Raw genomic sequence first — 21952 nt, 5'->3', positions numbered from 1 at the left:
CTAGCTTTAATTTTTTGTCGTCGCTTCTACTTCCGTGACGATATAGATATCTTCTTTATCTTTTTTCATTTTATACTTCTCCCGCGCGATGCGTTGGATTTCGTTGGGATTGTATTGCACATCCTTAATGGCTGTTTCAATAGTGGAAATCTCCTTGGTATAATAGGCCTTCTCCTCCTCTAATTTCGATTTCTCCGATTGAAAGTTATACTGCGTGGCGAAGTCATAACGATCAAAAAAGCACATCCACACCACAAAGGCGACACCTGCAATTAAGTACTTATTTCGGATGGTATTGATAAAACGTTCCATAGGGATTGATATAAAGCCTAAAACCTCGATAAAGATAGAATTTACTGTGGAAGAAAACAAGTTGGAATGTTGACGGAAGATAGGAGAAATAAAAAGGGAGCTTATTCGAAGCTCCCTTTATACCCTTATTTTTTAGGTGCGTATTTGAAGTCCTTTCCGATGAACTTCGCATTGCTTCCCAATTCTTCTTCAATACGAAGCAATTGGTTGTATTTTGCAATCCTATCTGAACGAGAGATAGAACCGGTTTTGATCTGTCCACAGTTTAATGCAACCGCTAAATCAGCAATTGTGGTATCTTCTGTTTCACCAGAACGATGCGACATTACAGACGTATAGCCATTTGTTTGAGCCAAGTGTACCGCATTGATCGTCTCTGTTAAAGAACCGATTTGGTTTACTTTTACTAAGATCGAGTTTGCTGTATCTTTATCGATTCCGTCTTGAAGACGTTTTGTGTTTGTAACAAATAAATCGTCACCAACCAACTGTACGCGGTCGCCGATTTTCTCTGTTAATAACTTCCAACCTTTCCAATCGTCTTCGGCCATACCGTCTTCGATGGAGATAATTGGGTATTTTGCCGTTAAGTCTGCTAAGTATTGTGCTTGCTCTTCAACCGTGCGAACAGCTCCACCTTTTCCTTCAAACTTCGCATAGTCGTATTTACCTTTTACGAAGAACTCGGTAGAAGCACAGTCTAATGCTAAACAGATATCTTTTCCTGGTTTGTAACCTGCTTTTTTAATGGCTTCAAGGATCGTTTCGATCGCATCTTCTGTCCCTTCGAATGTAGGTGCAAAACCACCTTCATCACCTACGGCAGTAGATAAGTTACGATCGTGTAAGATTTTCTTTAAGTTGTGGAATACTTCTGCACCCCAGCGTAACGCTTCAGAGAATGAAGATGCGCCTACAGGCATAATCATAAACTCTTGGAAAGCAATCGGTGCATCAGAGTGGGCACCACCATTCACGATGTTCATCATCGGCAATGGCAATGTATTGGCATTTACACCGCCAATATAACGGTATAATGGCTGGCGGCTTTCCTGCGCAGCTGCTTTTGCTACAGCTAAGGATACACCTAGGATCGCGTTAGCGCCTAATTTACCTTTGTTTTCTGATCCATCAAGATCGATCATCAATTTATCGATGGCATTTTGCTCGAATACATCAACTCCTTCTAAGGCTTTCGCAATTTTGGTATTTACGTTTTCTACCGCTTTCAATACGCCTTTTCCTAGGTATTGTTTTTTGTCGCCGTCACGCAATTCAACAGCCTCGTGTGCTCCAGTAGATGCTCCGGAAGGAACAGCTGCACGGCCTACGAAACCGTTTTGTGTAGTTACATCAACCTCTATAGTAGGGTTTCCGCGCGAATCTAGAATTTGACGCGCATGTACATCGATTATCAAGCTCATTTTTCTGTGGTTTATTTTAATTCTTGTATTTGCTTAGTGTATTAAAGAAACTAATATAGTAATTTATATGTCTTAATCAAAAATAGGAAAAAAGTATAAGGTTAAAGCTAAGCAATTCCCTTTTTTGTCAATTATAGACTAGAAATCATAAGAAAGCCCCAGGAATTCCTGAGGCTTTTTATAATAGCTTATCTTATCCTTTAATCATCGCTACGAAATCATCGAATAAGTAACGGGAATCGTGTGGACCTGGAGAAGATTCTGGGTGATACTGCACCGAGAATGCCTTCTTGCCTTTCACGCGAATACCTTCGATGGAATTGTCGTTCAAATTCACGTGGGTTACTTCTACCTTATCTGATTTTTCAATATCCTCTGCTACCACACCGAAGCCATGGTTCTGAGAGGTAATCTCACATTTGTTGGCAATGATATTTTTAACCGGGTGGTTGATACCACGATGTCCATTGTGCATTTTGCTCGTACGGATATCATTTGCTAGGGCTAAGATCTGGTGTCCTAAGCAGATACCGAACATCGGTTTATCAGCTTCCAGGATATCCTTTACGGTCTGGATAGCGTAATCCATGGCTGCTGGATCGCCAGGGCCATTCGAAATGAAGTATCCATCCGGATTCCAAGCTTCCATTTCCTGAAAGGTTGTTTTCGCTGGGAATACCTTCGCATATACCTGACGAGAATCGAAGTTGCGTAGGATATTCTTTTTAATACCTAAATCAAGTACAGCGATACGCGTAGGTGCTGAGTCCTCCCCGTAGAAGTACGGTTCTTTCGTAGATACTTGAGAAGATAGCTCCAAGCCATCCATGGAAGGCACTTTCGCTAAAGCTGCTTTCAGGGAATCTACATCTAAATTCTCTGAAGAGATAATGGCATTCATGGCACCTTTACTGCGAATATGACGCACTAAAGAACGGGTATCGATATCGGAGATACCTACTAAATTGCCCTCTTCAAAGTAATTCTGAATAGACTGATCAGCCATTTTACGGCTGTAGTTAATATTGTAGTTCTTACAAACCAATCCAGCAATCTGTATTTTATTCGACTCTTCGTCCGCATCATCGATACCGTAGTTTCCGATATGGGCATTGGTGGTTACCATAATCTGCGCATAATAGGAAGGATCGGTAAAAATCTCCTGGTAACCCGTGGTTCCGGTGTTGAAACAAATCTCTCCCGTCGTGGTACCAATTTTCCCTGCTGCTTTCCCATGAAAAACAGTTCCATCCTCAAGGACTAAAATTGCCGGCAATTTGCTGTAGTTGGTCATTTCTATTTCGAGTTAAATTAATTCTTCATTCCTGAAAACCCTTCCCCATCGTGCACAAAAAAAGCCCAAACGGGCTATTGTATCAATTTATGAATTGATCTGTTGTACAGATACGATTTGCAACGATATTGGGAAGAAGGTCTCTTTCATTTTATTGGGAGACAAAGGTAGTAAATAGCCTTCATAAGTTTGAAAAAAAAATATTTTTTTTCAAACTTATGAAGGAAGATATGAGATGTGAGATATGAGATATGAGAATTGTATGGCGGAATAGCTTTTTGTAATCCTTTAAATTAAAAGAAAGCTCCTTGTATTCCCTGAAAGTAAATAAGCTAATGTATACTGAAAATCTAAGCTTAGCGGAATTAGCATCTCTCCTTCCTTTAACAAGTTTTTCCTAACCAACTACGGTCTCAAATCTCCTGTCTCATATCTCATATCTAACCAAAGAGGCTGCCTTGCGGGCAGCCTCTTTGGTTAAGTTATTTCGATAATTTAAAGATGTCGTTTCCAAAGACGAATATCATCAGGGCGACTAGGATAAAGAAGCCGACCATCTGGGCTCTTTCCAGGAATTTCTCGCTGAGTGGTTTCCCTTGTATCATTTCGATTAAGAGGAAGATGACATGTCCACCATCCAGTGCTGGAATAGGCAGGATATTCATAAAAGCTAAAGCCATAGAAAGCATACCAACCAATCCCCAGAAACGAAGCCAGTTTACTTCGGTTCCAAACATGGTCGCAATACCTACCGGGCCTGATAGTGCCTTGTCGGCACGTACTTCACCTTTAAAGATCTTTCCAAACCCTTTAATATTATCGGTAATCACGGAGAAGGCTTTGGAAGCACCAATCGGCAGGGATTCCATAAAGCCATATTTCTGCTGCACCAAAGGAAGATTACTAAAGCCTAATACAGCGGTTGTATCGGCTGCACCTTTTAATTCCATGGCAGCACCTTGGCGAACGATTGCCAGGTTGATTTCTTTTCCTTTGTTAGCTTCTAATTCATGCTTAAACTGTTCCAATTGAACAACGGGCACCCCATTAATAGCCACAATACTATCACCTACAGCTAGTCCCATCTTCTCGGCTCGCGAATCTTTGGCAACCTCTACAACAGGCAACATCTTGAACATAGGTTCCACAAATTCGTTCTTCTTATGCTCTGAAACATCGTTTAAGATATCTGCCGGCATTTTGATCTGCATTTGTTGACCTGCTCTTTCTACCGTCAATTCAGCATCTCCCATCAGCACTTCCGAAGCCATGATGTCGGCATAGAAAAGGTTGGTAGTTTTACCGTTTACAGCAAGAATCTTATCGCCATTCTGAAGACCTACCTTCTGGCCGATGATTCCGGGTTTCACCCCATAAAGTTTATGGGTATCCAAATCGTTGGACCCGTAAGTAAAGGTCAGCATCCAGAATACCACGATACCGACAATAACATTCACGATAATCCCTCCCAGCATCACGATTAGGCGCTGCCAGGCTGGTTTAGAACGGAACTCCCAAGGCTGTGGCTCGCCTTTCATCTGCTCGGTATCCATCGACTCATCGATCATTCCGGCGATTTTCACATAGCCCCCTAATGGAAGCCAGCCCACACCATACTCACATCCTTTATAATTGAATTTGAAAAGTTTGACACCCCAGGCGTCAAAGAACAGGTAAAATTTCTCTACTTTAATTCCAAAAGCTCGTGCCGCCAGGAAGTGGCCAAGTTCATGTAATATAATTAATAACGACAGGCCTAATAAAACCTGTCCTATCATGATGATTACTCCCATCTATTTCTAATTATGATTTATTTATATTTTCGTTCTATTAAACTTCGTGCCACTCTCCTACTTTCTGCATCAAAATACAAATAATCGGCCAGAGCCAATTGATTTTGTTGTTCCACCTGACACATTGTCTCTTCGATGATCTCGCTCATGGCCAAGAAATTAATCTCATCCGCTAAAAAGGAAGCAACCACCACTTCGTTTGCTGCGTTCATGACACAAGGTTTATTCCCGCCCTCTTCCATGGCTTGGAAAGCCAGCTCCAGGTTCTTGAAGGTTTCCCGATCTGGACGCTCGAAACTAAGATTCGGATAATCTATAAAGTTAAAACGTTCCGATCCATTTTCATAACGCTCCGGATAAGTCAATGCATACTGAATAGGCAGCTTCATGGTTGGCAATCCCATCTGCGCTTTCAACGAACCATCTTGAAATTGCACCAGGGAGTGTATAATAGATTGTGGATGCACCACCACATCAACCTGATGAGGTTGCAGATCGAACAGCCACTTGGCTTCAATAACTTCGAGCCCCTTATTCATTAAGGATGCCGAGTCGATGGTAATCTTAGCGCCCATCGTCCAGTTCGGATGTTTTAGGGCTTGTGCTTTGGTCACATGGGCAAGCTCAGCTTTTGTTTTCCCTCGAAAGGGGCCGCCAGAAGCCGTCAAGATAACCTTCTCAATGGGATTATCAGCTTCACCTACCAAGCATTGAAAAATAGCAGAGTGCTCCGAATCCACCGGTAATAGGCGGACTTGATGTTCTGCGATTAATTGCGTAATCAATTCGCCGGCTACCACCAGCGTTTCTTTATTGGCTAAGGCAATGTCTTTACCTTTTTTGATAGCAGCTACGGTTGGACGAAGGCCCACAGAACCTACAACCGCTGTTAATACCACATCGATTTCATCCAGCTGCACCGCATCTACAATGGCATCTTCTCCGAAATATACCCGGATATTCGTTCCTGCCAATGCTTCCTTCACCTGCTGGTAAGCCATTTCATCAGATAACACGACTACCTGAGGTTGAAATTTTAAAGCCTGTTGGATCAGCAACGCGGCATTGCGTGCAGCTGTTAATACAGAAACCTCAAAATGCAACGGAAAAGATTCAATAACCTCTAATGCTTGTGTACCAATACTGCCTGTAGAACCTAATATGGCAATGTTTTTCTTCTTCAAGGTATTTGTTTTCGGTAAGTTAAATAATATTATCCATTACTGAGGGGTCAGAACCGCCTTTATAGGCTTTCATCATATCGATGTATACCACAGACATGACCACACTCACCACAGGGATAATAATAAACGAATTCACTAAGCTTAGGATCTTTGACACCAGCATATACCCAAAATATTCAGCTCCCAGTTGCATCAAATGCGTGGAGGCAATAACCAATATAATCACCAATAGGCGCATCACATTCCCCTTGGTCATTGCTAAACTGAATTTATAAGATCGGATGGTATTAAAGCCATTCTCGATAATGAAGAATGGATAAAAGGTGGTACGAATTAAAATAAACAACATCACTACACCCGTTAGGAAGGGATGCACTTCATAACGTACGGTATCCATGCTTATGCCCAAGAACAATAATGGGAAGCACAACACATACATAATGGAATAGACCAGCAAAGTAATTAAGCTGTACAATATCAAGCCAAAGATGTAATTGGCGAATTGCGAAAAGGACGGCACATAGCCCCAAAAGCCGGGGCTTTTCTCCCCTTTCGCCAGCGTAATAGCATTCTTCAGCAACACGAGCTGCAAGCTAAAGTACAAGCCCACAAAGGCTAAAAGCAAAACTACTTTAATAAACAGACTGGTACCATCAAGATAAAGCGCGAGGAAGGTGGAAAGATTAGACGTAATGAAAAGTAGAAAGCATAATCCGGCTATCGAAATATAATTACGCATTAAAATATCGATCGCCCTAAAAAATACTTCATTCGCTTTGAAAGTAATGTCTTTGAGAAAATTAAGCATGGCTATTGTATTACTGCAAAGATGATAATTTTTTTGGTGGAAGCAATAAAAAGGGCTAAGATTTCTCTTAGCCTTTTGTTTATTTCATAGCCTCTGGAACAGGCTTTTCTAATAGATATTGGTAATAGAATCTTACGCGTTCCTTAAAGTCATAAGCTTGCTTAGAGCGTCCAAAACCATGACGACTTCCCGGATAGATCATCAGTTCGAAAGGAACCGAGCGATCGGTCAAGGCATCCACCAGTTGAATGGTGTTCTGCATATGCACGTTATCATCCAAATCACCATGCATAATGCGTAAGGTACCTTTATATTGATCTACATAACTTAAGATCGATCCGTTTTTATAGCCTTCCGGATTATCCTGTGGTGTATCCATCCAACGTTCGGTATAATGAGTATCATAGAGTTCCCAACCGGTTACTGGGGCGCCTGCAATTCCGTAATCGAAATAATCAGCACCTTTGGTCAAGGCCAGGCAAGTCATGTAGCCTCCGTAGCTATGTCCGGTAATCAACAGTTTATCTTTGGCCACCCAGGGCTTAGCTTTCAACCATTTCGCAATAGTAATGTAATCGACCAACTCCCAGTTACCTAAATTACGGTGCATCCATGCGACACCCTGCTTACCAAAATGTCCGGACGCGCGATGGTCACATTCAATTTGAACAACACCTTCATTAGCCCAGTATTGTCCATTTATACCTTTCCATGTATTCCGAACCGTACCTGCATCTGGCCCACCATAAATACTCATGATAACCGGGTAAGGTTTAGACTCGTCGAAATCTGTAGGATAGGTAATGATGACAGGTAGGTTAAATTTACCATCTTCTGAAGGAATGGTGAAATACTCCCGTTTTCCAACCTTATAACTATCGAAGTTCTCTGATTTACTGTCGGCCAATTCCTTCATTACTTTCCCATTATTATCCACTAAGGCCACTTTAAAAGGCGTATGGATATTGGAATAGGTTGTAATAAAGTGTTTTCCATCCGGAGCGACCACCACATCGTGAGTATAGTCACCAAAGGTCAAACGCTTAAGGTTTTTACCATTGAAATTAACACGGTAAAGATCTACGGTTGCCGAGTTTTCCTTTCTAGCGGTAAAATAAAGCACCTTTCCTTTTTCATCGATGTGTTTAATTTCAGTAACCTGCCAATCGCCGGCTGTCATTGGATTTACCAATTTACCATCCAAGGTATACAGGTAATAATGTGCCCATCCCGTTTTATCTGACTTTAAGATGTAATGCTTATTATCGGCTAAGTAGGTAATACGTTCAGCGTGATCTAGGTTAATCCAAGAGTTTTGCTCTTCGTTATAGATTTCTTTTTTGCTGCCATCTTTCGGATTTACAGCATAGAATTTCAAGTTCGTCTGATCACGGTTCATCCATTGAACCATAATCGACTTGCTATCGTAACTCCAATACGGTTCTCCAAAGTATTGATCATCTTTCTCGTTAAAAGCTGCCCATACCACAGGCGAGCCCTCAACTTTCACAAAACCAACCTTTACTTCCGGGTTAGGATCCCCAGCTTTCGGATAGCGAGTTTCCTCCAAATAACCGTGTTGTCCTTTCGAAACATAAATCGGGAACATCGGCACTTGGGTATCATCAAAACGCATAAAAGCAATTCCCTTGCTATCTGGCGACCACCAAAATGCTTTATAATTGGTAGGTCTACCTAGAATTTCTTCATAATATACCCATGAGGACCAACCATTATAGATTACGTCTGTGCCATCGTTGGTATACTGCACTTCTTTTCCGGTAGCCACTTCAATGCTATACAGGTTACTTTTGCGTGTGAAAGCAACATATTTCCCATCGGGTGAAAGCGTAGGGTTTTGTTCATCCACTTCCGGCGACTGCGTCAATTGCTTGGCTGCAGCATCCGGATATTTGATGAATACATCCTTATCTTTTACAAAAACCGTCGTAGATGAATTGGTAGGATAGCTAAACGCTTGCTTTTCGCCAGTTTTAATATGGACTTGGTAAAGCTTGCCTTGGCTACTTTCAATATAATGTGAGGCATCAGCCCAGTCGCGAAACGAACTGATAGGCTTTGTTAAGGAAGCTTGCTGCCCCCAAGATTGTTCAAAAGACAATTTTTTAGTTTGCGCAGTGGCAGCATCTACTGTCAAAAACAATAAGGCCACATAAGCAACAGGTAAAAGTCTGTTCATAAAAAATGTTTATTTAACGTAGTGAAGTTCCGAAATTAAGAAAAACAAATCGTTCTTATTCTTTTTCGCTGTAACTTCTTTAGTTGAAAGAAAAATACGCTAATAATTGGTCTAAATAGGTAAAATACCGCGATAAAAAAAAGCCACTTCAACAGTGGCTCATATTTCGTTTCCAGGTTTCTTAGTACGAAAAATCGTCCTTTTGTACTAATTGACCGTTGTTTTCAAAATTAGAATCGTCTTGGTTAGGTTCGTATCTTTTCTCTACTACTTCTTGGTTTGCTTTGATATATTCTACCACATCTTGCAATCCTTCAGCAAACTTCTCAAAATCTTCCTTATACAAGAAAATCTTGTGTTTAATGAATTGTCCGTCCTCAAAGCGTTTCTTGCTTTCCGTAATTGTCACGTAATAATCGTTGGAGCGGGTTGCTTTTACATCAAAAAAATAAGTACGCTTACCTGCTCTCACCTTTTTTGAAAATACCTCTTCACGCTCTTTGTTATCAAAATCTCCCATTAGATTAGTATAAAATTTAAGTTTAACCCTCTATTTTCAGTTATAAATATATAATAATTAAAATCAATCATCCAAATTTTATTAAAAAAAAATATTATTATATTATAGTGCTAATCGCCTAGCCTGTAAAGCTTAGGAAGCAAACAAAAAGTAATTCACCGATTTTTTCTGTGCATTCACCGAAAAAAATGCCCCGAAGACCTAGTAGCTATGGCCATATCCTTATATTCGCTCTACTTTTGGGCATACTTAATTAAATGACGCAACGCTATGAACAACCAACAGGCTAACAACAACACTGAAAAACCACCAAGAAACAATCGCTCGTCTACCATGGCCGGGGTATTGATCGTTTTCTTCGGACTGGCCATTCTATTCAAGAACATGAACATGGGCAACCTATTCCCATCATGGCTCTTCGGTTGGGAAACAATCCTTATTATTATCGGCTTAGTAATCGGGGTAAACTCAAAATTCGAAAAGAAATCTTCCGTGATCTTAATTGCCATCGGAAGTATCTTCCTCTTAAAGAACGAGCTGAATCTTTCCATGGGTCGCTTTATTATTCCGGTTGCAGCTATTATCCTCGGGTTTTACCTGATCAACCGCAACAGAACTACCCCAAAATTGCCCCCTACCTCACCACAAGATGATGAGTACGATTGGGACAAACGCGTAGGCTATGGTGAGCCGAGCGCCGAAAATAATAACAACGACAACAACAATGCAAACAACGATTCTTATGCTCATTCGACTAGCAATGAGCATAAGAATACTGGATTCCGTAATTACCAACCCGATTTTGAGAACTACCTGAAAGTCGACAACTTCTTTTCCGACACCAAGAAGGTCATCTTAAGCAAGAACTTCTTGGGAGGCAATATCACCAGCATATTCGGCAGTACCAATTTGAATTTCCTACAGGCGGACTTAAAGCAACCTGTTGTTATTGACACCTTTCAACTGTTCGGAAGCACTAAAATCATCGTTCCTACCAACTGGCGTGTATCCTCCAATGTGGCCTCTGTATTTGGCGAACTGGATGACCGCAGACCTATTATGGAAGTAACCACGGATGAGAATAAGAAGATCTATATTACCGGAACGTCAATCTTCGGTGGATTAACCATAAAAAATAGCTAACAGCCTATATGCGAAAGCCACTTAACGAACAAAGTAAACGATCTGTAATCCATGCTTCCTCTTGGATTATTTGTGTTTTATACTTTTTGATAGTTTACAGCTTATTATGGTGGTCTAAGGTGGCCAAAGATGCTGCACTGTATGATGCTATCATTAGTGCTTTAACCATTACGGGCATCACCTACTTGGTCTATAGCTCCTTGCAGTACTATTTGCCTAACAACAAAAACATCTGGAAGCTATTTTCCATTGCAGCCATTTATACGTTGATCAGTATCCTGATTACGCGTTTTCTCATTATCCAATTCCTACCGAATGAGGATCTTATTTACCTCACGTTCAGTCTACCCTTCCGGTTTGTAATAAATTTCTTGATTATCACCTGCGTCATGATCATCAATATCTTTTGGAACATACAGGAGGAGCTATTGGAAAACAAACGTCGCAAAGATGAAAGTGAGCGGATGGTCCGCGATGCAGAGCTTTACAATTTAAGGCAACAGCTTCAGCCCCATTTCCTATTCAACAGTTTAAACTCCATTATTGCCCTCATAGGTAGCAAACCTAATGAAGCCCGCAATATGGTCTTTCAATTATCCGACTTTCTCAGGGGCACTATGCGTAAAGATGAGAAGCAATTTACCACGGTGGAAGAAGAGATCAATCACCTGAAGCTATACTTAGATATCGAAAAGGTTCGTTTCGGTCATCGCTTATCCACAGAGTTTGAATTTGATGACTATGTATTAAGCAGCAAAATCCCCGTTATGATTCTACAGCCTTTAGTAGAAAATGCCATAAAATTCGGATTATATAACGTAACAGAGGAAGTTTTAATAAAAATACAATTAACTTTAGACGAGCAAATGCTGACCATCAAAATCAGCAACCCCTTTGAGACGGATCAAACCGAACAGAAAAAAGGGACAGGTTTTGGTTTATCTAGCATACAACGACGCTTGTACCTGTTATTTAGCCGCACCGACCTTTTACAAACAGAAACACACGAACACATATTTATTTCCACATTAAGAATACCACAATCATGATAAAGACGATCCTCATCGATGATGAACCCCTAGCACGCAGCATGGTCTTGGAATATTTACAACAGCATCCTGAATTCCAGGTTTTAGCCGAATGCAACGATGGGTTTGAAGGGGTGAAAGCCATACAGCAACACCAGCCTGATCTGATCTTCTTAGATATACAAATGCCCAAACTTACGGGCTTTGAAATGCTAGAATTACTCGATAGCCACCCGCATATTATTTTCACAACAGCTTTTGATGAATATGCTTTAAAGGCTTTCGAGAAAAATGCCATTGACTATTTGTTAAAGCCTATCCGCCCTGATCGTTTTGAAAAAGCCATCGATAAGTTCAAGTCGGCCTTTCAATCGAATACCCAACCAAAACTAGATACCGAGAAATTGCAGGAATCCCTCGCCGAAGAGGAGTCCTTAGAGCGAATTGTCGTAAAAACAGGATCACAGATCAAAATTATTCCTGTTCAACAGATCAACTACCTGGAAGCTTACGACGATTATGTGAAGATCCATACCAACGATGGCATGTATTTGAAAAACAAAACCATGAGTTCCTTCGAGAAACAGCTTGACAACAAGCAGTTTGTCCGCGTTCACCGTTCCTTTATTGTTCGCGTAGAATTACTGCAAAAGATAGAACCGATGGAAAAAGACAGTTACATCGCCACCTTAAGCAGCGGTGGAAAAGTCAACATCTCCAAATCCGGATATGCCCGTTTGAAACAGGTTATTGGTTTGTAATTAGTTTTGTATTTTTGAAAATGATTTTTAAAAATTTAAGCATCCTCTCAGTTGCCATCTTTGTGTTTACGACGAATAGTTTCGCACAATCGGAAGAGGAACAACGCAATAAAGCTGTATTTAACAAATTAGAATTCTTTCTCAATACGCAGCAAACCGACTCCATCTATGCCATGGCAGCTCCTTCTTTTCAGGAAGCCATCAGTAAGGAAAATTTAAGCAGCAGCTTAACCAATCTGTATGCCTTAGGAAAAATCAAAAACTCCAATGTCGAAAAATTCAGCAAAGGGGCAGCTCTATATCGCTTAAGTTTCGAAAGTACCGACCTCGGTATGGTGCTAAGCATAGACGCTAACATGCAGTATACAGGTTTATTGTTCCAGGCCATTGAGGCGAAACAAGTAAACCTAAAGCCAAAGGAGGAAGTGTTAGCTAAAGTAGAAACAAAGAATCCACTTGACTTTTTTATTGACTCCTTAGCGCGCACCTATGTGCAACAGCAACATGCACAATCGCTGGCCGTAGCTGTCATCCATAAGAATAAATTAAACAGCTTTTTCTATGGCGAAACAGCACCGGGCAATGGCACTTTACCCGATGGGAATACCATTTATGAAATAGGGTCCATCAGCAAAACCATGACCGCCACGCTGTTGGCCGAGTTGGTTAACAAAGGTACCATTGCATTGGATGATTCTATCGCTAAGTTTTTACCAGACTCGGTCGCACAAAATCCGGATATCCAGAAAATTACCTTTAAAATGTTGGCCAACCATACCTCCGGTCTACCAAGACTTCCTGGAAACATCGGTAAAATGCCTAAGTTTAAAGATGCTGACCCATATGCTATATACGATCGTAAGGCCTTATTCAGCTATTTAAAAGACGCTAAACTTAACCGCGAACCTGAAACTGCCTACGAGTACAGCAATTTAGGGTTTGGACTATTAGGCGAATTGATCAGCATCATCTATAAAAAACCTTTCATGCAGGTGATGAAAGAGCAGTTGTTTACCCCATTGGAAATGACGGCTTCCTCCGATAAAATAGATCCTAAAAATAAAAACATCGCGAAACCGCATGATAAAACCGGAAAGGAAGTCCCTTTCTGGAACTTTCAAGCCATGGCTGGTGCGGGTGCTATTAAAACATCCATGGACGACCTGCTACGTTATAGCATTGCCCAGTTAAAATTCCCGGAAACAGACATACAACGTGCGATGGCACAGACCTTACAATTCACCTATTTCAACCCACCCAATACCGACATCGGTTTGGCTTGGCACATGAATATGGTAGAAGATCAAATCTATTTCCACCACAGCGGTGGAACAGGTGGTTCATCGAGTTTTATAGCCATAGTTCCTGATGAAAAATCAGTGGTCATAGTTTTATCCAACTCAGCCTTAAGCTGTGAATCTATTGGCGTGAAGCTGCTGGAGAAAGTGTTGAAAACAAAAGACTAGAGGGGCCTAACTGCGGGTTCTTTTACCTCTAAAAAAGGAGCAAGTTTTTTAAATTTGCTCTCCCCATTAAAATGTTGAAGCTTTTGCTTGGTTTTCCCATCATAGATGTAAGTGAAAGGGAAATTACTCGGATTAAAGCTCAAAATAAACTGACCCTCAGGATCATGAATAAAATGAACTTGAGGGTTATTTTTTAAGCCCTTTGCAAACATATTGATATAGCCCTCCACCTCGGGGTTGCCTTGTAAAGCGATAAAATAGAAGTGTATTTTTTTATCCACATTCCCTAAGGCGGCAGCAATTTCTGACCCTAACTCTTGGCAATGGCCACAACCCGGGTCATACAAAACCAGCACATTTGGGCCTTCTGTTCGTAGGGAATCCGAGCTAAAAGGCGTTCCATCTTTCAGGTTAACCATCTTGGCAAAAGCAGGCAGTTCTTTCGGAACCTGAGCCATCAGGCTCAAACAGGAGAACATCAATAGGGCGAGAAGGGCAAATACTTTATTCATAAAATCGTAAATTCAGCTAAAAACCTTTCTAAATCTACTGAATTCCAAGCAAACTACCCCCTTTTTAACCCTTCTTTACAAAAAAACCTTTATATTTGGATGGCTATTCATTTATTTTATTTATCAATATAGAAAACATTGTGAGAAAACGCATCGCTATTTTTGCTTCCGGTTCTGGTTCAAATGCTCAAAAAATCATGGAGCATTTCAAATATTCAGATAGCGCCGAAGTAGCCTTAGTTTTAAGTAATAACCCCGAAGCCTATGTCTTACAACGGGCTGATAATTTCGAAATCCCAACACATGTTTTTGATAAACACGACTTCTACCAAACCGACGACGTAGTCAATCTATTGAAACGCTTGGAGATTGACATTGTCGTGCTTGCCGGTTTCTTATGGTTGGTGCCCGATAACTTATTGAAGGCATTCCCTAACAAAATTATCAATATCCACCCTGCCCTGCTTCCAAAGTTTGGTGGCAAAGGCATGTATGGCGATAAAGTGCATAAAGCAGTATTGGAAGCTGGCGAGGAAGAACATGGCATTACCATCCACTTTGTAAACGAGCATTTCGATGAAGGGGAAGTGATCTATCAGGCGAAGTTCCGTGTGGAACCTGGCGACACCTTAGAAATCATTAAATTTAATGGCCAACAATTGGAGCATTTACACTACCCGAAAGTCATTGAAAATTTACTGAAAAAGTATAATTAAGATACGATATAAAACAAGAAACGGTTATAGTATCCCTATAGCCGTTTCTTGTTTTAAGGCCGTTTATTCAGGCATTTTATTATTGATAAACTCCCATTCTTTAATATGTGCGTTTTGATGTTCCCTAGCTAAAATAGCATCGAGTTTCTGGATGATTTCCGGATGCTGCTTGGCTACATCCCGACTTTCTTTCGGATCGTTTTTTAGATCGAACAATTGCCAAGGCACTTCCTTGTTTTGCTTCACGCCAATTTTTACGCCTTTCCAATCTTGCACGCGGATAGCAATTTGCCCTCCTTTTTCCGGGTATTCAAAATACATAAACTCCCGCGCATGCTGCTCCCCAGGTTTACCCAAAAGCGTCGGTAAAAAAGAAGTACCATCCGTTTGGTTAATCTTTCCTCCCGTCAGCTCCGCTAAGGTCGCCATTAAATCATATTGCACCGAAGGCAATTCCGTGGTTTGTCCGGCAGGAATATGCTGCGGCCAACGCGCAATAAAAGGAACGCGAATTCCTCCTTCAAAGACATCCATCTTTAAGCCACGGTAGCCCGCTGTACTTTCAAACACATCAGCACGCACACCTCCATTAAAGATAGGACCATTATCAGAAGAAAACATCACGATGGTGTTTTTATCCAGTCCCAGCTGCTTTAGCTCTTGCATCAATAGGCCCACTTGTTCATCCAAGAAGCTAATCATGGCCGCATAGGTGGCCAACGGATATTTTTGAGGATTATAGCCCTGCGTGCCTAAATAAGGCTTCTCGTCCTTAAATACGGCTCTGTAATGGTCTATCCAACGATCTGGAGCTTGTAGCCCCACATGCGGAAGCGTATAAGGAACATATAAGAAAAATGGTCCTTCTTTATTATCCTTTATAAAGGCTAAGGCTTTTTCGGTCATTTTATCAATGGCATTTTCCTTCCCTTTAAATTGGTTAAAGGCGGCATCTGTGGCTTCATGCTCTTGCAAACGCACATGCACATTCATGGCTTTATTATCCAGGCTATCCCATTTACCGTTCTCCCATAAATGGGTCGGGTAATAATTATGTGCTTGTTTCTGATCCAGGTAGCCATAGGCATAGTCAAAGCCATGCTTATTCGGATTACCACTTGTAAAATGCATACCCAAGCCCCACTTCCCTGTAATACCTGTGGTATAGCCTACATTTTTCAACATATGCGCCAGGGTATAGGTTCCTTCAGGCAAAGGCATTTGTCCGCCTTCCTCCTCATCCTTAAAACCACCCATTTCATAATTCCCACGAATGTAACTTTGGCCCCCATGTTTTCCGGTCAGGAGCATTGCCCTTGCCGGCGCACAAACCGGTGTTGAGGTGTAGTGTTGGGTAAATTTCATCCCCTCCTTGGCCATCTTATCTAAATGCGGTGTTTTGATTATCTTTTGACCATAAGGCCCCAATTCACCATAACCCAAATCATCCGCATAGATATAAATAATATTAGGCTTTTCCTGTGCCTTGAGCATTCCGCCTAGTAGCCCGAAAACAGCCATTAAAATTGCTATTTTTTGCATCGGTTAATCCTTAAGTTTTCCAATAGGCCTACGATTAGCCCCTTCCTGATTGGTTAAATTATCGCCCAGATCCTGACGCGCTTTTTCAGCTAATTTCAACAGCTCTGCCTTTTTCTCCGGATATTGCGCAATAACATTATAACGTTCTCCCGGATCCCGACGTAAGTCATATAAAGCCATTTCTCGCTGTTGTCCTTTCGCATAAGGCCCACCCTGCCCATCATCCCCCGGCGCTACGCCTTCGTATGAACGATAATTGTGCGGAAGCACTAACTTCCATTGATCCAGACGCACCGCCTCCAGGTCGTTCCGATTGTAATAGTAATAAAACTCACGACGTAGGGTTTCATCGGTATGTTTCTTCAAGTAAGGCAGAAAACTAATGCCATCAATTTGGTAGGGGTGCGATTTATAGCCAAGCACATCAGCAATGGTGGCGAATATATCCATGGAACTGCTCAACTGATTGACCACCCGACCTTCTTTAATAACCGCAGGCCAGCTGATAAAACATGGAATGCGGGTACCGCCCTCCCAGCTGGTTCCTTTTCCTTCCCGAAAACCCGCTGCATTGCCATTATGATTGCCAAAGTTTAACCAAGGACCATTATCACTGGTAAAAATAACCAGTGTATTTTTATCCAGCTTGTTTTCCTTCAGCGTTTTAAACAATTGACCCATAGACCAGTCGATTTCCATCATCACATCGCCAAATTCACCTTGTTTAGATTTCCCTGCAAAGGCAGCAGAGGCCGCAATAGGCACATGGGTCATGCTATGGGCGAGGTATAGAAAGAAAGGTTTTTTCTTATTTTCCTTGATAAATCGAACCGCATCCTTGGTATAAGTACCGGTAAGACTGGCTTGATCTTTCAACGTTTGAATTTTCCTTAAGGTATCCGGTATTTGCTGGTTCTTGTTGATGGATAATAAAGGTAAAACCGGGTAATGCGCTACCCGACCACCGGCCTTGGCAGGAGTACCATCATATTCTACCGGCCACATATCATTCGAATAAGGCAAACCTACATAGCTATCGAAACCTTGTTTGGTCGGCAAAAACTCAGGTTCGTTGCCTAAATGCCATTTACCAATCATGTGCGTTTGGTAGCCAAATTCCTTCAGCATTTCCGCAATGGTTACCTCCTGCGGATTGAGCCCCATTTTCGCATTCGGCCCAAAAGCACCAAACATATTCATTCTGTTGGGATAGTTTCCCGTCAATAAGGCCGAGCGAGATGCCGTACAGGTTGCCTGTGGTGTTAAGAAATTCGTAAAGCGAATCCCTTGGGCGGCCATCTTGTCTAATATAGGTGTATGGTAATCCAAGGCGCCATTTACGGATACATCGCCATAGCCCATATCATCCATAAACACAATGATAATATTTGGTTTCTGCTGCTGGGCAAAAGAGAAATGAACCCCGATAACAGAAGTAATTAATAGAATAATTATTTTTTTCATGGTATTATTTTTGAGTATTTGTAGGTTTAAGTTTACTTAAGCGATAAGCGCTTCTAATATAATTCCATTAAGGTTTTACCACAGGTAGTTAACATCTTACGAAGACCTGATGACAAATGGATTTTTAACAACCATTGAACTAAGCATTTACAAAAACATGCTGCTTAAATAAACGCTCCCAATTTTAAATGGATTAGTTTTATTATAAGGTTAAGCCCAAATATAATCAGTTTTCCCCAGTATCAAAACTACCGAAACAATTGCTCGGAAAACTTAACCAGATAATCCCGCCAGTTCGACCAGGTATGGCCGCCTTCCGACTCATAATAGCTGTAGCTCATGCCCATCTCATCCAATCGCTTTCTATAGTCGGCCCCCACTTGGTATAAAAAATCCGTTTTCCCCATACCTATCCAGTACAAGCGATATCCTTTCTCCTTTTGGCGCTGTAAGTTTGCCGGGAAATCATCGTAAACCGCTTGTTTTATTTTATCATTGATGCGAAAGGCAGCGGAGAATAAACCCACATAATCGAAAGTTCCTGCATTTGCTGCCGCAATAAACAAACTATGCGATCCGCCCATCGACAAGCCTGCAATGGCCCGGTGTTTCTTATCCTTCTTCACGCGGTAATTCTTCTCCGTAAAGGCTACAACTTCCATAAACGTAGATTCCATGGCACCAGATCCGACATCGGGACTGGCGAAAGTCACCGGATATTCCCCTCTTTCTGAATAGCCCGGCGCCGCGCTATTGGCTGTATGCCCATTCGGCATCACCACAATCATCGGTACGATGCGACCAGCAGCAATCAGGTTATCCATAATCTGACAAACCCTACCCAGGGTTGGCCAAGCCTCCTCATCGCCACCCATGCCATGTAAAAGGTACAATACCGGGTATTTCTGCTTCCCCGCTTCATAGCCGGGTGGCGTATACACGCTCAATCTACGCTCGGCTGCATTTAAGCTTGAAGCATACCAGCGCTTACTTAAGGTTCCGTGTGGAACAACATGATTTTTATACAGCTCCGCCTGCCCGCCATGGGTAATAAAATAATTGAAGATATTGCCCACATCGCGAATCTGATACACATTCAACGGGTCGCTGATGCGCACCCCATCCAACAAGAAATTATAAATAAACAGATCACGCGCCATAGCGGGCTGTTCTACCGTCCAAACCCCATTCGCGCCTTTCTCCATCTCCCGCTTATTGCCCCCCGGGCTATTTGCATCCATCCAATTGCCAAGTAAGGCAACAGACTTTGCCTCGGGTGCATATAATCGAAAAACAACCGTATTATCGGCCTTCACTTCAGGCGACAAAAGCTGCTCCGGCCGTTTAGCAATATTCTCCTGCCCAAAACAAACAGGGCAAACAAAACTAAACAACAGGCTAAAGAGGATTAAAAAGCTACGTTTCATTGGTTAGCGGGGTTGAAATGAATCTTCCTTAAAGATAATAAAAATGATAATGGATTCCAGCAAGCTTTATTATTATGATAATATTCGCGAAAAATATATTAAAATCTTTATCTTTGCGGCTCCAAACAAAATACAATGAATCATCCTGTTAAGATTAAAAATGCATTGGTTTCCGTATATTATAAAGATAACCTTGCGCCCTTAATTCAATTATTACATCAGTACGGTGTTACATTTTATTCAACCGGTGGTACAGAAGCCTTTATCCGCGATCTAGACATCCCTGTTGAACGTGTTGAAGACCTAACCGGTTACCCTTCCATCCTTGGTGGACGCGTAAAAACGCTACACCCTAATGTGTTCGGCGGAATCCTTTCCCGTCGCCCATTGGCTGATGACAAAAAACAATTGGAACAGTATGATATTCCAGAAATCGACTTAGTAATTGTTGATTTATATCCATTCGAAGAAACCGTAGCTTCAGGTGCTGCTGAGCAAGATATCATCGAGAAAATCGATATCGGTGGCATTTCTTTAATTCGTGCCGCAGCCAAGAACTTCAACGACGTCGTAATCATCTCTTCAAAAAATGATTACCAAGAGTTAGAAGAAATCTTGAAAAACCAAGAAGGAGCAACTTCCTTGGAGCAACGTAAATCCTTCGCGAAACGTGCCTTCAACACTTCTTCTCACTACGATACGGCCATCTTCAACTACTTCAACCAAGAAGAGCCTTTAGCGGTTTTCAAACAATCTGAACAACAAGCGCAAACTTTACGTTACGGCGAAAACCCACACCAACAAGGGGTATTCTACGGTAACTTAGACGCTATGTTCGATAAGTTGAATGGTAAAGAGCTTTCGTACAATAACCTGGTTGACGTAGATGCTGCTGTAGCCATTATCGACGAGTTCGAAGAGCCTACATTCGCCATCTTAAAACATACAAACGCTTGTGGTGTTGCCTCTCGCGATTCCATCAAAGATGCCTGGGATGCGGCCTTAGCCTGCGATCCTGTATCTGCTTTCGGTGGTGTGCTTATCTGTAACCGCGAGGTAGATCAAGCAACAGCTGCAGAAATCAACAACTTATTCTTCGAAGTATTAATTGCTCCTTCTTACAGCGCAGATGCTTTAGAAATTCTAACAGCAAAGAAAAACCGTATTATCTTACGTCGCAAAGAAGTGGTTTTGCCAACCCAGCAATTCAAAACTTTATTGAACGGGGTCATTCTACAAGATAAAGACAATACCGTTGAAGGTCCAGATCAAATGAATGCCGTAACAGATGTACAACCTACCGCCGAGCAATTGAAAGATCTTTACTTCGCCAACAAAATTGTTAAACATACCAAATCAAATACCATCGTATTTGCAAAAAACGGCACGCTAATCGCATCAGGAGTAGGTCAAACCTCCCGTGTAGATGCCTTGAAACAAGCCATCGAAAAAGCACAATCTTTTGGTTTTGACGTAAAAGGTAGCGTCATGGCTTCCGACGCCTTCTTCCCATTCCCAGACTGTGTTGAAATCGCTGGAGACGCCGGCGTAGCAGCCGTATTACAACCCGGAGGATCTATTAAAGATCAGTTATCAATCGATATGGCCAACGAAAAGAAAGTAGCCATGGTAACGACGGGTGTGAGACATTTTAAGCATTAATTCGTAGTAGTTAGTATGGAGTAGTTAGTATTTAGAGCGTGCTGTCATCATTTTGGCCCGTGCTGTCATGGTTTTGTCATCGTGAGCGGAGTCGAACGACTGGTACGTCAGTGCAAACCATCATGCATAACAAGCTTACTACGAACACTCCTTAATAATATGTCATTGGTAGCGGAGTCGAACGACTGGTACGTCAATACATTAACAAATAGCTTTAACAGCACTCAAATAATAAAAATGGCAATCTTTACAGGTTGCCATTTTCTTTTACCTAAAAAATAGAGCATTTTACTGTGATAACTATTTTGCAAAAGCAAAGCTAATCACTTTATACACCGACGTACAACTGCTTTATTTGCTTACACCGTTACCAATGACACACTTTGCAAAGCGTTGACAATCAATACACTAAACATGATTGATTGCACTGACGTACCAGTCGTTCGTGGTTCGTGGTTCGTGGTTCGACTCCGCTCACCATGACAAAACGATGACAAAACGATAACAAAACGATGACAGCAGCCCACCCATCTCACATCTCACATCTCATATCTCATATCTCATATCTCTGTCCATTCCTAAAAATGGTTTACAAAAAGCGGACATTAAGAATTAACTTTAATAGTTATGAGAAATCCGGAGAAGAAACGTAAAACAGGAGGACAAGCTGTTCATAGTGATAGCCTAAAGATCCTT

General features: G+C 41.6%; 18 protein-coding genes. 6 read left to right on the top strand and 12 right to left on the bottom strand.

The window, feature by feature from the left end; genetic code table 11:
• Nucleotides 1-6: 6 nt before the first annotated feature.
• From GQF63_RS18210 to GQF63_RS18175, 8 genes are all read right to left on the bottom strand, one after another.
• The gene (locus GQF63_RS18210; protein ID WP_160370682.1) at nucleotides 7-312 is read right to left on the bottom strand and encodes an FtsB family cell division protein; all 306 of its coding nucleotides are present in this window, start codon (nucleotides 310-312) and stop codon (nucleotides 7-9) included.
• A 125-nt stretch (nucleotides 313-437) separates the two neighbouring features.
• Complete coding sequence (gene eno / locus GQF63_RS18205; RefSeq protein ID WP_160370681.1) at nucleotides 438-1736, bottom strand: phosphopyruvate hydratase; 1299 nt, start codon at nucleotides 1734-1736, stop codon at nucleotides 438-440.
• A 193-nt stretch (nucleotides 1737-1929) separates the two neighbouring features.
• The gene (carA, locus tag GQF63_RS18200; protein WP_160370680.1) at nucleotides 1930-3030 is read right to left on the bottom strand and encodes a glutamine-hydrolyzing carbamoyl-phosphate synthase small subunit; all 1101 of its coding nucleotides are present in this window, start codon (nucleotides 3028-3030) and stop codon (nucleotides 1930-1932) included.
• A 482-nt stretch (nucleotides 3031-3512) separates the two neighbouring features.
• Entirely contained in the window at nucleotides 3513-4823 is a 1311-nt protein-coding gene (gene rseP / locus GQF63_RS18195) for an RIP metalloprotease RseP (RefSeq protein WP_160370679.1), read from the bottom strand.
• A 17-nt stretch (nucleotides 4824-4840) separates the two neighbouring features.
• Nucleotides 4841-6007, bottom strand: a complete 1167-nt coding sequence (locus GQF63_RS18190; RefSeq protein ID WP_160370678.1) for a 1-deoxy-D-xylulose-5-phosphate reductoisomerase — start codon at nucleotides 6005-6007, stop codon at nucleotides 4841-4843.
• A 19-nt stretch (nucleotides 6008-6026) separates the two neighbouring features.
• Nucleotides 6027-6815 (bottom strand): hypothetical protein, encoded by a 789-nt coding sequence (locus GQF63_RS18185; protein WP_160370677.1) that lies wholly within the window; start codon nucleotides 6813-6815, stop codon nucleotides 6027-6029.
• Nucleotides 6816-6894: 79 nt separating this feature from the next.
• Nucleotides 6895-9015: a S9 family peptidase gene (locus tag GQF63_RS18180; protein ID WP_160370676.1), complete on the bottom strand. Its 2121-nt coding sequence runs from the start codon at nucleotides 9013-9015 to the stop codon at nucleotides 6895-6897.
• Between the two features lie 181 nt (nucleotides 9016-9196).
• Nucleotides 9197-9535, bottom strand: coding sequence for a DUF3276 family protein (locus GQF63_RS18175; protein WP_160370675.1), 339 nt, complete (start codon nucleotides 9533-9535; stop codon nucleotides 9197-9199).
• Nucleotides 9536-9805: 270 nt separating this feature from the next.
• Between GQF63_RS18175 and GQF63_RS18170 the strand changes: the two genes are divergently transcribed.
• Genes GQF63_RS18170 through GQF63_RS18155 form a run of 4 tightly spaced genes read left to right on the top strand, consistent with a single transcriptional unit; the run spans nucleotide 9806 to nucleotide 13933 of the window.
• The gene (locus tag GQF63_RS18170) at nucleotides 9806-10678 is read left to right on the top strand and encodes a LiaF transmembrane domain-containing protein (protein ID WP_160370674.1); all 873 of its coding nucleotides are present in this window, start codon (nucleotides 9806-9808) and stop codon (nucleotides 10676-10678) included.
• A gap of 8 nt (nucleotides 10679-10686) precedes the next feature.
• Nucleotides 10687-11727, top strand: coding sequence for a sensor histidine kinase (locus GQF63_RS18165; protein WP_160370673.1), 1041 nt, complete (start codon nucleotides 10687-10689; stop codon nucleotides 11725-11727).
• Entirely contained in the window at nucleotides 11724-12467 is a 744-nt protein-coding gene (locus tag GQF63_RS18160; RefSeq protein WP_160370672.1) for a LytR/AlgR family response regulator transcription factor, read from the top strand. Before GQF63_RS18165 ends, GQF63_RS18160 begins: the two co-directional genes overlap by 4 nt.
• A 20-nt stretch (nucleotides 12468-12487) precedes the next feature.
• Nucleotides 12488-13933: a serine hydrolase domain-containing protein gene (locus GQF63_RS18155; protein WP_160370671.1), complete on the top strand. Its 1446-nt coding sequence runs from the start codon at nucleotides 12488-12490 to the stop codon at nucleotides 13931-13933.
• Here GQF63_RS18155 and GQF63_RS18150 read toward each other — a convergent pair.
• Nucleotides 13930-14445, bottom strand: a complete 516-nt coding sequence (locus tag GQF63_RS18150) for a TlpA family protein disulfide reductase (RefSeq protein ID WP_160370670.1) — start codon at nucleotides 14443-14445, stop codon at nucleotides 13930-13932. The two genes, GQF63_RS18155 and GQF63_RS18150, sit on opposite strands and share 4 nt — an antisense overlap.
• A gap of 140 nt (nucleotides 14446-14585) precedes the next feature.
• Here GQF63_RS18150 and purN point away from each other — a divergent pair, with 140 nt between their 5' ends.
• Nucleotides 14586-15161, top strand: a complete 576-nt coding sequence (purN, locus tag GQF63_RS18145; RefSeq protein ID WP_160370669.1) for a phosphoribosylglycinamide formyltransferase — start codon at nucleotides 14586-14588, stop codon at nucleotides 15159-15161.
• Nucleotides 15162-15224: 63 nt separating this feature from the next.
• On the opposite strand, the gene GQF63_RS18140 is transcribed toward purN, so the two are convergent.
• The 3 genes from GQF63_RS18140 to GQF63_RS18130 form a co-directional block, all read right to left on the bottom strand.
• On the bottom strand, nucleotides 15225-16703 hold the full coding sequence (locus GQF63_RS18140) for an arylsulfatase (RefSeq protein WP_160370668.1): 1479 nt from the start codon (nucleotides 16701-16703) through the stop codon (nucleotides 15225-15227).
• 3 nt (nucleotides 16704-16706) lie between these two features.
• Complete coding sequence (locus GQF63_RS18135) at nucleotides 16707-18167, bottom strand: sulfatase family protein (protein ID WP_160370667.1); 1461 nt, start codon at nucleotides 18165-18167, stop codon at nucleotides 16707-16709.
• Nucleotides 18168-18415: 248 nt separating this feature from the next.
• Entirely contained in the window at nucleotides 18416-19594 is a 1179-nt protein-coding gene (locus tag GQF63_RS18130; protein ID WP_160370666.1) for an esterase, read from the bottom strand.
• A 135-nt stretch (nucleotides 19595-19729) separates the two neighbouring features.
• Between GQF63_RS18130 and purH the strand changes: the two genes are divergently transcribed.
• Nucleotides 19730-21256: a bifunctional phosphoribosylaminoimidazolecarboxamide formyltransferase/IMP cyclohydrolase gene (purH, locus tag GQF63_RS18125; RefSeq protein WP_160370665.1), complete on the top strand. Its 1527-nt coding sequence runs from the start codon at nucleotides 19730-19732 to the stop codon at nucleotides 21254-21256.
• Nucleotides 21257-21952 lie beyond the last annotated feature (696 nt).

Source organism: Sphingobacterium humi, from assembly GCF_009768885.1.
Taxonomy (GTDB): Bacteria; Bacteroidota; Bacteroidia; order Sphingobacteriales; family Sphingobacteriaceae; genus Sphingobacterium; species Sphingobacterium humi.
Note: the sequence above shows the minus strand (reverse complement) of the source record. Positions and strands in the feature narration are given on the sequence as shown.